This is a genomic window from Thermomonas flagellata, from assembly GCF_022419185.1.
In the GTDB taxonomy this organism is placed as follows: domain Bacteria; phylum Pseudomonadota; class Gammaproteobacteria; order Xanthomonadales; family Xanthomonadaceae; genus Thermomonas; species Thermomonas flagellata.
In genome coordinates this window covers 68508-80877 of the sequence record NZ_JAJOZK010000005.1, presented here as the reverse complement: position 1 = coordinate 80877, position 12370 = coordinate 68508, and the positions used below count along the sequence as shown (strand labels likewise).

General features: G+C 73.8%; 13 protein-coding genes. 5 read left to right on the top strand and 8 right to left on the bottom strand.

Features of this window, described 5'->3' with window-relative positions; all coding sequences use genetic code 11:
* Positions 1 to 40: 40 nt before the first annotated feature.
* From ML340_RS06400 to efp, 5 genes are read right to left on the bottom strand one after another with little or no spacing between them, the layout of a single operon-like run.
* Entirely contained in the window at positions 41 to 694 is a 654-nt protein-coding gene (locus ML340_RS06400; RefSeq protein WP_240097863.1) for a phytoene/squalene synthase family protein, read from the bottom strand.
* Between the two features lie 3 nt (positions 695 to 697).
* Positions 698 to 1381 carry a phosphoglycolate phosphatase gene (gene gph, locus ML340_RS06395; RefSeq protein ID WP_425608292.1) on the bottom strand — a complete coding sequence of 228 codons (684 nt, stop codon included), beginning with the start codon at positions 1379 to 1381 and terminating at the stop codon, positions 698 to 700.
* Positions 1360 to 2073 carry a bifunctional 2-polyprenyl-6-hydroxyphenol methylase/3-demethylubiquinol 3-O-methyltransferase UbiG gene (gene ubiG / locus ML340_RS06390; protein WP_240097858.1) on the bottom strand — a complete coding sequence of 238 codons (714 nt, stop codon included), beginning with the start codon at positions 2071 to 2073 and terminating at the stop codon, positions 1360 to 1362. The genes gph and ubiG overlap by 22 nt, the downstream gene beginning before the upstream one ends.
* Complete coding sequence (locus ML340_RS06385; RefSeq protein WP_240097856.1) at positions 2070 to 3410, bottom strand: TRZ/ATZ family hydrolase; 1341 nt, start codon at positions 3408 to 3410, stop codon at positions 2070 to 2072. Before ML340_RS06385 ends, ubiG begins: the two co-directional genes overlap by 4 nt.
* Positions 3411 to 3470: 60 nt before the next feature.
* Positions 3471 to 4037, bottom strand: coding sequence for an elongation factor P (gene efp / locus ML340_RS06380; RefSeq protein WP_240097854.1), 567 nt, complete (start codon positions 4035 to 4037; stop codon positions 3471 to 3473).
* Between the two features lie 94 nt (positions 4038 to 4131).
* Here efp and epmB point away from each other — a divergent pair, with 94 nt between their 5' ends.
* A complete protein-coding gene (gene epmB, locus ML340_RS06375) occupies positions 4132 to 5172 on the top strand; it encodes an EF-P beta-lysylation protein EpmB (RefSeq protein WP_240097852.1) in 1041 nt (346 codons plus the stop codon).
* A 35-nt stretch (positions 5173 to 5207) separates the two neighbouring features.
* A complete protein-coding gene (locus ML340_RS06370; RefSeq protein ID WP_240097850.1) occupies positions 5208 to 7292 on the top strand; it encodes an EAL domain-containing protein in 2085 nt (694 codons plus the stop codon).
* Between the two features lie 89 nt (positions 7293 to 7381).
* On the opposite strand, the gene htpX is transcribed toward ML340_RS06370, so the two are convergent.
* Positions 7382 to 8272, bottom strand: a complete 891-nt coding sequence (gene htpX, locus ML340_RS06365; RefSeq protein ID WP_240097847.1) for a protease HtpX — start codon at positions 8270 to 8272, stop codon at positions 7382 to 7384.
* 81 nt (positions 8273 to 8353) lie between these two features.
* On the opposite strand from htpX, the gene gluQRS reads away from it, so the two are divergent.
* Complete coding sequence (gluQRS, locus tag ML340_RS06360; RefSeq protein ID WP_240097845.1) at positions 8354 to 9253, top strand: tRNA glutamyl-Q(34) synthetase GluQRS; 900 nt, start codon at positions 8354 to 8356, stop codon at positions 9251 to 9253.
* 35 nt (positions 9254 to 9288) lie between these two features.
* Positions 9289 to 10029 (top strand): acetoacetyl-CoA reductase, encoded by a 741-nt coding sequence (gene phbB / locus ML340_RS06355; RefSeq protein WP_240097844.1) that lies wholly within the window; start codon positions 9289 to 9291, stop codon positions 10027 to 10029.
* Positions 10030 to 10063: 34 nt separating this feature from the next.
* Here phbB and ML340_RS06350 read toward each other — a convergent pair whose 3' ends face one another.
* Positions 10064 to 11032: an NlpC/P60 family protein gene (locus ML340_RS06350; RefSeq protein WP_240097842.1), complete on the bottom strand. Its 969-nt coding sequence runs from the start codon at positions 11030 to 11032 to the stop codon at positions 10064 to 10066.
* A gap of 207 nt (positions 11033 to 11239) precedes the next feature.
* Here ML340_RS06350 and phaR point away from each other — a divergent pair, with 207 nt between their 5' ends.
* Positions 11240 to 11746, top strand: a complete 507-nt coding sequence (gene phaR / locus ML340_RS06345) for a polyhydroxyalkanoate synthesis repressor PhaR (RefSeq protein ID WP_240097840.1) — start codon at positions 11240 to 11242, stop codon at positions 11744 to 11746.
* A 9-nt stretch (positions 11747 to 11755) separates the two neighbouring features.
* On the opposite strand, the gene hisIE is transcribed toward phaR, so the two are convergent.
* Positions 11756 to 12331, bottom strand: coding sequence for a bifunctional phosphoribosyl-AMP cyclohydrolase/phosphoribosyl-ATP diphosphatase HisIE (gene hisIE / locus ML340_RS06340; RefSeq protein ID WP_240098047.1), 576 nt, complete (start codon positions 12329 to 12331; stop codon positions 11756 to 11758).
* Between the last annotated feature and the right edge of the window lie 39 nt (positions 12332 to 12370).

The following is a 12370-nucleotide window of genomic DNA, read 5'->3' as shown; positions in this document are numbered from 1 at the left end:
GCGGGGTGCGCATCCCCGCAACGCTGCGGTGCGCGGGGCCTCAGCCGCGCGCCGCGCGCCACGCCCGCAGCAGCGCCGCCGGCAGCGGCACGGGCCCGGCATGCCCGAGCGCGCGGCGCCGCAGGCGCGCCTGCACCAACGCAGCGTGGATCCGTTCCGGGCGGGTGGCGGCCAGCGGCCCCGGCAAGTCCGGCAGTGCCAGCGATCCATGCTCCGCCGGCTGCAGCAGGCGACGCTCGCCGGCCAGCAGCCTGCCGGCGGCCGCGTCCGATGCCGCCGCATCCACCCCGAACAGGGCGGCGGCCACAGCGGCCTGCGCGGCCGCGCAGCCGGCGAGCAGGCGCGCGTCCTCGCCGCTGTCCGCCGACGCACGCGCCGCGGCCAGCACCGGCAGTGCCTGTGCGAGCGCGGCCCACGGCGCCGCGGCCGGCTGCAGCGCCTGCCCGAGCGGATGGCGCCGGCGCCCCTGCGCCCAGCCCTGCAGTTCTTCCGCCCACCAGCCGAGCTTGGCCGTGCCCGGGCGTGGATCGCCGCCGCCCCACGCGGCCTGCGCCAGCTGCATGCGCAGCGCCAGCCAGGCCGCCGCACGCAGGCGCTGCGACGCCGGCACGAACGCCTCCGCGACCTGCCATTCCGGCCACTGCGCGCGCCAGTCGCGCAGCGTCTCCTGCAGCGGGCCGAGGCGCTCCTGCACGGCTCAGCGCCCGAGCCAGGCCTGCACCGCGGCCGGGGCGGCGCACAGCGCGTCCGCGCCCCATTGCGCCGGCACCTCGTCGGGCAGGCGGTAGCCCCACAGCGCGACCAGCGCGGGCATCCCCGCCGCGCGCGCGGCGGCGATGTCGCGCGCATCGTCGCCGACGTACACGCAATCAGCCGCCGCCAGCCCGAGCGCCTGCGCGGCGTGCCGCAAGGGCAGCGGGTGCGGCTTGCGCTCGGCCAGGGTGTCGCCGCCGACCAGCACCGCGCAGCGGCCGTCCCAGCCGAGGCCCGAGAGCACCTGCCGTGCCAGCGCTTCGGGCTTGTTGGTGACGATGCCCCAGCGGCGGCCGGTGGCCTCGATCGCCTGCAGCAGCCCGGGCACGCCGGGGAACGGGCCGCCGTGCCGGCCCAACTCCTGCGCATAGGTGGCGAGGAACTCCTGCACCAGCGCCGCCGGCACCTCGCCGCCGAGCTCGGGGAAGGCCACCGCGCTCATCGCGCGCGCGCCGCGCGAGACGTGCGGGCGCAGCGTCGCCAGCGCCATCGGGCCCTGCCCGCGCGCCGCACGCATGCGGTTGACCGTGGCCAGCATGTCGGGCGCGCTGTCGACCAAGGTGCCGTCGAGGTCGAACAACACCGCCCGCGGGAACGGCGCGGCGCTCATTCCGGCTTGCGCGCGCAGGCCAGGTAGTTCACGTCCGGGCGGCCGCCGACCCAGGCGCGGTTGCGCAGCGGGTCGTAGCGCAGGCCGCTGACGTCCTCCAGCTCCAGCCCGGCCGCGCGCAGCCAGTGCGCCAGCTCCGACGGGCGGATGAAGTCGCGGTACTGGTGGGTGCCGCGCGGCAGCAGGCGGGCGACGTACTCGGCGCCGACGATGGCCAGCGCGAACGCGGCCGGGGTGCGGTTGAGGGTGGACAGCAGCAGGCGCCCGCCGGGCTTGAGCAGGGTCGCGCAGGCCTGCACCACCGCGCCCGGGTCGGGCACGTGCTCGAGCATCTCCATGCAGGTCACCGCGTCGAACGCCTCCGGCAGTTCCTCCGCCAGCGCCTCCACCGCGACCTGCCGGTACTCGACCTGCACTCCGGATTCCAGCCCGTGCAGGCGCGCGACCTTGAGCAGGCCCGGGGCGAGGTCGATCGCGGTGACGGCGGCGCCGGCGCGCGCCAGCGCCTCGCTGAGCAGGCCGCCGCCGCAGCCGACGTCGAGCACGCGCGCGCCGGCCAGCGGCACCCGCGCGGCGACATACCCGAGCCGCGCCGGGTTGAGCGCGTGCAGCGGCTTCTGCGGGCCGTCCGGATCCCACCAGCGCTGCGCCAGCGCCTCGAACTTGGCCAGTTCCGCCTGGCGCACGTTGGCGGTCGCCGGCGTACTCATGCCGGGCGCACCGCGGCGATGCGCGCGCGCCACTGCCGCGCGCGCGCGAGCACCGCCTCCTGGTCGATGTCGGTCAGGCGCCCGTCCGCCAGCTTGCGCCGGCCGGCGATCCACACGTCGCTGACCTGCTGGCGCCCGGCGGCGTACACCAGCTGCGAGACCACGTGGTGCAACGGCTGGGTCTCCGGCGGCGACAGGTCCACGCAGACCAGGTCGGCCTGCTTGCCCGCTTCGATCGAGCCGATCTGCTGCTCGAACCCGAGCGCGCGCGCGCCGCCGAGGGTCGCCGCGCGCAGCGCGGCGTGGGCGTCCAGCGCCGCCGCGTCCTGCGCCACCGCCTTGGCCAGCAGCGCCGCGGTGCGCAGCTCGCCGAACATGTCCAGGTCGTTGTTGCTGGCGCAGCCGTCGGTGCCGATCGCGAGGTTGACCCCCGCCCGCTGCAGCGCCGCCGCCGGGCAGAAGCCGGAGGCCAGCTTGAGGTTGGATTCCGGGCAGTGCGCCACGCTCACCCCGCGCTGCGCGCACAGGGCGATCTCGGCCTCGGTGAGCTGGGTCATGTGCACCGCGACCAGGCGGTCGTTGAGCAGGCCCAGGCGGTCGATCCGCGCCAGCGGCCGCTGCCCGTGCAAACGCAGCGAATCGGCCACCTCCTGCGCGGTCTCGTGCAGGTGCAAGTGGACCGGGATGTCGAGCTGGTCGGCCAGCATCCGGATCCGCGCGAACGCGGCGTCGCCGACGGTGTACGGCGCGTGCGGGGCGAACGCGGTCGCCACCAGCGGATCGTCGCGCCAGGCGTCGTGCACCTCGCCGGCGCGCGCGAAGTACTCGTCCTCGCTGCGCGCCCACGCGGTCGGGAAGTCGATCACCGGCAGCCCGACCCGGGCGCGGAAGCCGTGCCGGTGGTAGGTCGCCGCCTGCACGTCCGGGAAGAAGTAGTTCTCGTTGCAGCAGGTGGTGCCGCCGCGCAGCATCTCCACGATCGCCAGGGCGATGCCGTCGGCCACGAACTCCGGCCCGATCAGGGCACCCTCGATCGGCCAGATGTGCTGCTGCAGCCAGACCTGCAGCGGCAGGTCGTCGGCCACCCCGCGCAGCAGGGTCATCGGGTTGTGGACGTGGGCGTTGACCAGCCCCGGGATCAGCGCGGCGTCCGGGCGCGAGACGGTTTCCTTCGCGGCGTAGCGGGCGCGCGCCTCGGCGGTGGGCAGCACGGCCAGGATGCGCCCCGCGGAGACGGCGACGGCGTGGTCATGCAGAACCACGCCGTGCGGCTCGACCGGCACCACCCAGCCGGCCTCGATCAGGAGGTCGCAAGGCTGCGGTGCGGGCTCGGTCATGTCGTTGGGTTCCTCGCCATCACGCCCCCCGCCCGCGCCCGGCGCGGACGGGTGCGGGCATCACTTCACGCGCGAGACGTACTCGCCGCTGCGGGTGTCGACCTTGATCACCTCGTCCTGGCCGACGAACAGCGGCACGCGCACCACCGCGCCGGTCTCCAGGGTCGCCGGCTTGCCGCCGCCGCCGGAGGTGTCGCCGCGCAGGCCCGGATCGGTCTCGACGATCTTCAGCTCCACGAAGTTCGGCGGGGTCACCTGGATCGGCACCCCGTTGAACAGGGTCACGATGCACATTTCCTCGCCCTTGATCCACTTGGCGGCATCGCCGACGCCGGCCTTGTCGGCCTGGATCTGCTCGAAGGTCTCCGGGTTCATGAAGTGCCAGTACTCGCCGTCGCTGTACAGGTACTGCATGTCGGTGTCGACCACGTCCGCGGCCTCCACCGAGTCGGTCGACTTCATGGTGATTTCCTGCACCCGGCCGGTGCGGATTTGGCGGTAGCGCACGCGGGTGAAGGCCTGGCCCTTGCCCGGCTTGACGTAGTCGGTCTCGGTGATGATGCAGGGCTCGTTGTTGACCAGGATCTTCTGGCCGGCTTTGACGTCGTTCATGCCGAGGGAGGCCATGGGTACTCCTTGGGGCCACCCGCAGGGGCGGCGTACACTGGTGGATTCAGGAACGCCCCGCGCAAGGCGGGGCGTGGATGCATTCAGACGCGCCATGATACCCGCAGCCCCCACCGCGATGCAGCCTCCCGCCCCGCGCCGCTGGCAGCAGGCCTGGCGCGAGGCCGTGCGCGATCCGCGCGAACTGCTGGCGCTGCTGGGCTTGGAGCGCCTCGCCGCGGGCCTGTCCGACGCCGCCGCCGCGCAGTTCCCGCTGCGCGTACCGCGCGGCTTCGTGGCGCGGATGCGCCCGCGCGACCCGCACGACCCGCTGCTGCGCCAGGTGCTGCCGGTGCTGGACGAGGAGCGGGTGGTGCCCGGCTTCGCCCTGGACGCGGTCGGCGATGCCGCCGCGCGCCGCGGCGGCGGCGTCATCCACAAGTACCACGGCCGCGCCCTGCTGATCGCCACCGGCAGCTGCGCGGTGCACTGCCGCTACTGCTTCCGCCGCCACTATCCCTACGCCGAGGACACCGCCGCGACGGCCGGCTGGCGCGCGGCGGTGGCGCGGATTGTGGACGATCCGTCGATCCACGAGGTCATCCTCTCCGGCGGCGACCCGCTGGCGCTGGCCGACCACAAGCTGGCCGAGCTGACCGATGCGCTGCGCGCGGTCCCGCACGTGCGCCGCCTGCGCCTGCACACCCGGCTGCCGGTGGTGCTGCCCGAGCGGGTGGATGCCGGCCTGCTGGCCTGGCTGGGCGACCTGCCCTGGCCGGTCACGGTGGTGCTGCACGCCAACCACGCCCACGAGTTCGACCCCGCGGTGGATGCCGCGCTGGCGCGCCTGCGCGCGACCGGGGCCAGCCTGCTCAACCAGGCCGTGCTGCTGCGCGGGGTGAACGACGACGTGGAGGCGCTGGCGGCCCTGTGCGAACGCGGCTTCGCCGCCGGCGTGCTGCCCTACTACCTGCACCAGTTGGACCGGGTCGCGGGGGCCGCCCATTTCGAGGTGGACGATGCCCGCGCGCTGGCCCTGCACGCGGCGCTGGCGGCGCGCCTGCCCGGCTACCTGGTGCCGCGGCTGGTGCGCGAGATCCCCGGCGAACCGGGCAAGACCCCGCTGTGGCCGCCATCCCCGCGCGCGGCGGAATGATGTAGCCTGCGCGCAACGCCCACAGCCCCGCGCCCATGGTCATCGGCAAGGACACCGCCCTGCGCCTGCTTCTGGTGGACGACCAGGTCAACGAAGCCGAGGCGATCGTCAGCAGCCTGCGCAACGCCGGGATCGCGGTGCGCCCGACCCGCGCCGAGACCCTCGACGCCCTCGCCGCCGCCCTCCAGCAGGCCGGCGCGGTGGATCTGGTGCTGGCCGAATACGCCTCCCACCAGCTGCCGTTCGCAGAGGTCGCGGCGGTGGTCGCCGGCAGCGGGCGCGACGTACCCCTGCTGGCGGTCTTGGACGGCGTGAACGACGACCTGCTCGACGCGATCCAGGCCGCGGGCGCGCACGGGGTGGCCCTGCGCGGGCGCCCGCAGCAGCTGCTGCGCGCCGTGCGCGCCGCCTGGCAGGACCTCGACGCGCGCCGCTCGCAGCGCCGGCTGGAGGCGCAGCTGCGCGAGAGCGAGCGCCGCTGCGATGCCCTGATCGACTCCTCGCGCGACCCGATCGCCTACATCCACGAGGGCATGCACATCCGCGCCAACCAGGCCTACCTGGAGATGTTCGGCTTCGCCGCGTTCGAGGACATCGAGGGCATGTCGCTGCTGGACCTGGTCGCGCCCGCGCACGTGGCCGGCTTCAAGCAACTGCTCCGGCAGCTCTCGCGCGGGGAACCGCCGCCACCGCGCTACGAGCTGACCGCGCGCGACGCCGAGGGCCGCGACTTCCCGGCGGTGATGGAATTCACCCCGGCGCAGTACGAGGGCGAGCCCTGCCTGCAGGTGATCTTCCGCCGCCAGGCCGCCGAGCACGACCCGGAGTTGGCGCGCCAGCTGGAGGAGCTGCGCCAGCGCGACCCCGCGACCGGGCTCTACAACCGGCCGGCGTTCATCGCCGCGCTGGACGCGGCGGTCGCCGACGCCGCCGCGCACGGCGGCCAGCACGCGCTGCTGCTGGTCGAACCGGACCACATGGGCACCCTGCTCGACGTGATCGGGCTGGATGCCGCCGACCGCCTGCTGGCCGCGGTCGGCGCGCGCCTGCAGCAGGCCGCCCCCGACGCGATGGTGGCCCGCTTCGGCGAGCGCCAGCTGGCGCTGCTGGCCAACGGCAGCGACCATGCCGCGACCAGCGCGCTGGCCGAGCGCGTGCGCCAGGACTTCCTCGGCCACGTGCTGGAGGTCGGCGAGCATTCGCTCAATGTGACCGTCAGCCTCGGCGGCGTGCAGATCGGCGAGAAGATCGCCAGCACCAGCCAGGTGCTGGCGCGCGCCAGCCAGGGCGTGGCCGCCGCGCTGGCGGTCGGCGGCAACCGGATCGAGCTGTTCGACCCCGGCGCCATGGACCGCGCCGAACAGGCGCGGATCGCGGCCTGGGTCGCGCGCATCCGCCAGGCGATCGCAGAGGATGGCTTCGAGCCCGAGTTCCAGCCGATCATCGCCCTGCAGGGCGACGGCCGCGAGCTGTACGAGCTGACCCTACGCCTGCGCGGCAGCGACGACGCCCCGGTGGCGCCGGACGAATACCTGCCGATCGCCGAGGAGCACGGCCTGCTCGGCGCGATCGACCGCTGGGCGATCGCGCGCGCGGTGGCGCTGATCGGACAGCGGCTGGCGGGCGGCCGCCACACCCGGCTGCTGCTGGCGGTCTCGCAGGACAGCCTGCAGGACCCGTTGCTGCCCGGCTACGTCGCCGAGCGCCTGGCCGCCGCCGGGGTTCCCGGCGAGTTGCTGGTGCTGGCGATTCCCGAATCCAAGCTGTTCACCAGCCTGCGCGAGGGCCAGGAGTTCATCGCCGGGCTCGGCGCGCACGGGGTGCAGGTCGCGCTCGACCGCTTCGGGGCCGGGCTCAACTCGCTGCAGTTGCTGGCGCACGTGGCACCCGGCCTGGTGCGGCTGGACCCGCAGCTGATGGCCGACCTCGCCCGCAATCCGCAGTCGCAGCAGCAGGTGCGCAGCATCGCCGGGGCCGCCGCGCCGCAGGGCATGCGGGTGATCGCCGACCGTGTGCAGGACGCCGCCAGCATGACCCTGCTGTTCTCCGCCGGGGTCGACTACGTGCAGGGCGACTTCCTGGCCCCGCGCGGGCCCGAGATGAACTACGACTTCAGCTGAGCCGGCCGCGCCCGCGCCGCTAGGCCCGAAAACGCGACGCCCGCCGGGTGGCGGGCGTCGTGGTGCACGCGCAGCGGGGCCGCAGGCTCTCAGGCCGCCAGGCCCTCGCGCAGGGCCTCCGGGGAGGCGTTGCGCAGGGCGGCGATCCGCTCCTCCAGCGGCGGATGGCTCATCAGCAGCCGGCGCAGGCCGTGGCCGATCCCGCCGCTGATGCCGAACGCCGCCACCTGCTTGGGCAGGGTGCTCTCGCCGTAGGTCTGCGCCAGCCGCTCCAGCGCGGCGATCATCTTGTGGCGCCCGGCCAGGGCGGCGCCGCCGGCATCGGCGCGGAACTCGCGGTAGCGCGAGAACCACATCGCGATCATCGAGGCGAACAGGCCGAACACCATGTCCAGCACGAACACGCTGACGTAGTAGCCGATGCCATAGCCGTCGCGGTTGCCCAGGTAGCCGTCGATGACCCGCCCGACCACCCGCGACAGCACGATCACGAAGGTGTTGAGCACGCCCTGCAGCAAGGCCATGGTCACCATGTCGCCGTTGGCCACGTGGCTGACCTCGTGCCCGAGCACCGCCTCGGCCTCGTCGCGGTCCATCGCCCGCAGCAGGCCGGTGGACACCGCCACCAGCGCGTTGTTGCGGTCGGCGCCGGTGGCGAAGGCGTTGATCTCCGGGGCGTCGTAGATCGCCACCTCGGGCATGCCAATCCCGGCCGCCTCGGCCTGCCGGCGCACGGTGTCCACCAGCCAGCGCTCGACCTCGTTGGACGGCTGCGCGATCACGTGCGCGCCGGTGGTGCGCTTGGCCACCCACTTGGACATCAGCAGGGACACGAACGCGCCGCCGAAGCCGAACAGCGCCGCCATCACCAGCAGCCCACCGAACGCCTGCGGGTTCACCCCGAGGATCGACATGACGATACTGACCAGCGCCAGCACGGCCAGGTTGGTCGCCAGGAACAGGAACACTCGCTTGAACATCGGCCCTCGTCCTCTGCAGCTCGTCGGAGATCGTATTCGGACAGTATGGCCGGCCGGCGACGGCTTCAAGCCGCACCCGGCATGAACGGCGCCGGCTACCGCGGCCGCTTCGCGCCCTCGCCGACCGGACCGCTGCATGCCGGCTCGCTGTTGGCTGCGCTCGGCAGCTGGCTGCGGGCACGCCGCGCCGGTGGCCAATGGCGGGTGCGCATCGAGGACCTCGACCCGCCGCGCGAGGTGCCCGGCGCGGCGCAGGTGCAGCTGGCCACCCTGGCCGCGTTCGGCCTGCACCCGGACGGCGCGGTGATCCGGCAGAGCCGGCGCAGTGCCCGCTACCAGGCCGCGCTCGAGCGCCTGCTGGACGCCGGCCTCGCCTTCGAATGCCACTGCAGCCGTGCGGACCTCGCGGCCACCGGGGGCATCCACCGCGCCTGCGTGGCGCGCGCGCGGCGCCCGGACCCGGCGATCCGGCTGCGGGTCGCGGACGGCTGCACGGTGGCGTTCGAGGACGCCGTGCACGGCCGCATCGAACAGCGGGTGGATCTGGCGGTGGGCGACTTCGTGCTGCGCCGCGCTGACGGCCTATGGGCCTACCAGCTGGCGGTGGTGGTAGACGATGCCGCGCAGGGCATCACCGAGGTGGTGCGCGGCGCCGACCTGCTCGACTCCACCCCGCGCCAGATCCTGCTGCAGCGCGCGCTCGGCCTGCCCACCCCGCGCTACCTGCACCTGCCGCTGCTGGTCGGCGCGGACGGCCGCAAGCTGTCCAAGTCCGAGGGCGCGCTCGCGGTCGATCCCGCGCGGCCGCTGCCGCTGCTGCGCGCGCTGTGGGCGGCGCTGGGCCAGGCCCCGCTTCCGGCCGTGCGCCTCGAGGCCTGGCTCGCCGCGGCGCCGGCCGCGTTCCGCGCGGAGGCCATCCCGCGCGGGCCGGTGCCGGCATCCGCGGCACTGCACAACACGGACGCCACCGGCGCCCCCTAGAATCGGCCCACCCTTCCGCACGCAAGGAGCACGGCATGACGTCCCGAGTCGCACTGGTCACCGGCGGCACCGGCGGCATCGGCACCGCCATCGTCAAGCGCCTGGCGGCGATGGGCCACCGGGTCGCCACCAACTACCGCAACGAGGAGAAGGCGCGCGCCTGGCAGCAGAGGCTACGCGACGAGGGCTGCGAGGTGTTCATCGCGCGCGGCGACGTCACCTCCCCGGACGAGGCGGCGGCGATGGTGCAGGCGGTGGAGGCGGCGCTCGGGCCGGTCGAGATCCTCGTCAACAACGCCGGCATCACCCGCGACACCACCTTCCACAAGATGACCGCGCAGCAGTGGCTGGAGGTGATCAACACCAACCTCAATTCCTGCTTCAACGTCACCCGTCCGGTGATCGAGGGCATGCGCGCGCGCAAGTGGGGCCGGATCATCCAGATCAGCTCGATCAACGGCCTCAAGGGCCAGTACGGGCAGGCCAACTACGCGGCGTCCAAGGCCGGCATGCACGGCTTCACCATCTCGCTGGCGCGCGAGAACGCGCGCAACGGCATCACCGTGAACACCATCTCCCCCGGCTACATCGCCACCGACATGGTGATGGCGGTGCCGGAGGAGGTGCGCGCCAAGATCATCGCCGACATCCCGACCGGCCGCCTCGGCACCCCGGAGGAGATCGCCCACGGCGTGGCCTTCCTGGTGGACGAGCAGGCCGGCTGGATCACCGGCTCCAACCTCGACATCAACGGCGGCCACCACATGGGCTGGTGAGGCGGCCGTCGCGCCCGCCCAGCTCCGATCAGACTCAGATCACCCGGTGCCGGCGCCAGCCGCGCGGCTGCGGCGTCTCGACCACGCCGGACAGCGAGCCCTCCGCGTGCAGCATGCGCCCGTTGCCGGCGTCGATGCCGATGTGCCTCAGGTCCGGCGAGACCAGCAGATCGCCAGGCTCGGCGGTGCCGTCCAGCACCAGCGTGGTCTTGTGGTCCCACGCCGCGATCGACTTCTGAGTTGGTTGTAGCTGCGAGATCGACATGCAGTAATTGATGAAGCCGACGCAGTCGAAGTGGCGGATGTTCTCGCAGGCCTCGCCCAGCACGATGCCCTCGCCGGGGGTCGGGCGCAGGCTGGAGCCGATGATATGGCGCGGCCACAGGCGGCCCTCCAGCGGCGTCCACGCCTCCGGCGGCTGTCCGCGCAGGCCGTCCAGGTAGCGCGCCAGCGCGCGGTCGTTCGGCGGCAGCCAGCGCCCGCCGGCCCGCGCCGAACGCCCGGCGCACACGTGCAGGTCGGTGAAGTTGGAACAGGCGGCGTGCAGCCGCGGGCGCGCCGCGTCGAGCTGGGGGCGGTGCATGGTCACGCCGTCGGGGCGCAGCGGCATGCCGTCACTACAACCCGGGCGCGCCCCGGCCGCGCCCCAGAGGTAGTGCGCGCCGATGTGGCGGCGGGCCTCCTCGACCAGCGCGCGCCGGCGCATCGCGGCGACCGCATTTCTGGCCATGAACTCCAGCACCACCCAGTCCACCACGCTGCCGTCGGGGGCGCGCGCTTCCAGCCGCACCGGTCCGCTTGCCTGCGCCCGCACCTGCCACAGGCGGCTGTTGCCGGCGATGCGGCCGCGCTCGCAAGCCGCCGCGCCCTGCCGCACCACCACCTCGTATTCGCGCTGCGCCGAGGCGAGATACCCCCACAGCCCGATGTCGATCGGACCGCTGACCTGCAGCGTCTGCCCAGAGACCCGCGAACCGGCGGGCCAGACATGGAAATGCGCCATCGAAGTCTCCTACGCCCGCGTGCCGATGCCGGCGTTCGCCGGCATAAACGCAGGCCGCTTTCCGCACCGGCCAAGCCCCGGCCCGACCGCCGGACAATGCGGCCTTACCCCCGCGGGTATCCGCGCCGGATCCGCGTCGCGGCGGTCGCTTGCAACCCCTGTTGCACTGCGCCATGCTGCGGCGCACGTCCCTAGAGTGTTTGCTCGATGAGCGCGACCCGGATCATCAAGAAGTACCCGAACCGCCGCCTGTACGACACCGAGATCTCCAGCTACATCACGATCGAGGACGTGCGCCAGCTGATCGTGGACGGCGAGGCCTTCGAGGTGCGCGACGCCAAGACCGGGGAGGACCTGACCCGCCAGGTCCTGCTGCAGATCATCGCCGAGCACGAGCAGGAGGGGCAGCCGATGCTATCCACCCAACTGCTCAGCCAGCTGATCCGGTTCTACGGCGACTCCCTGCAGGGCTTCATGGGCAACTACCTGGAGCGCTCGATGCAGCTGTTCCTGGACCAGCAGCAGCAGTTCCGCCAGCAGATGGGCGGGCTGCTCGGGCAGACCCCGTGGGCGATGCTCAACCAGCTCACCGAGCGCAACATGGAGCTGTGGAAGGAGTTCCAGAAGAACCTGCTGTCCGGGATGGGCGGCGCCCCCGGCGCAGGCAGCGGCCCTCGTCCGCGCGACGCCGGGGTCGGCGGCAAGCCGCGCTGATCTGCCTGCTCAGCCGGGCGCCGGCCGCGCCCGCCGCGCCAGTTCCGCGCGCACCGCGTCCCAGTCCAGCCCGCGCGCGCGCAGCAACACCAGCAGGTGGTAGACGAGGTCGGCGGCCTCGCCGCGCAGCGCGACATCGTCCGCGGTGACCGCCGCCAGCGCGGTCTCCACGCCCTCCTCGCCGACCTTCTGCGCGATCCGCGCCAGGCCGGCATCGAGCAGGCGCCGGGTGTAGCTGCCGGCCGGCGCCTCGACCAGGCGCGCGGCGACCACCGCGTCCAGCTCCGCCACCGCATCGCCCGGCGCCGCGGGGAAGCAGCTGGTGCGCCCGGTGTGGCAGGTCGGCCCACGCGGGCGCGCCTGCACCAGCAGGGCGTCGCCGTCGCAGTCGGGCGCGATCGCGACCAGTTCCAGCACATGCCCGCTCTGCTCGCCCTTGGTCCACAGGCGACCCTTGCTGCGGCTGAAGAAGGTGACCCGCCCGCGCTCGAGGGTGGCCTGCAGCGCCTCGCGGTTCATGTAGCCGAGCATCAGCACGCGCAGGCTGGCGGCGTCCTGCACCACCGCGGGCAGCAGCCCGCCCATGCGCTCCCAGGCCAGTGCGGCCGGATCGAAGGTCGGTGA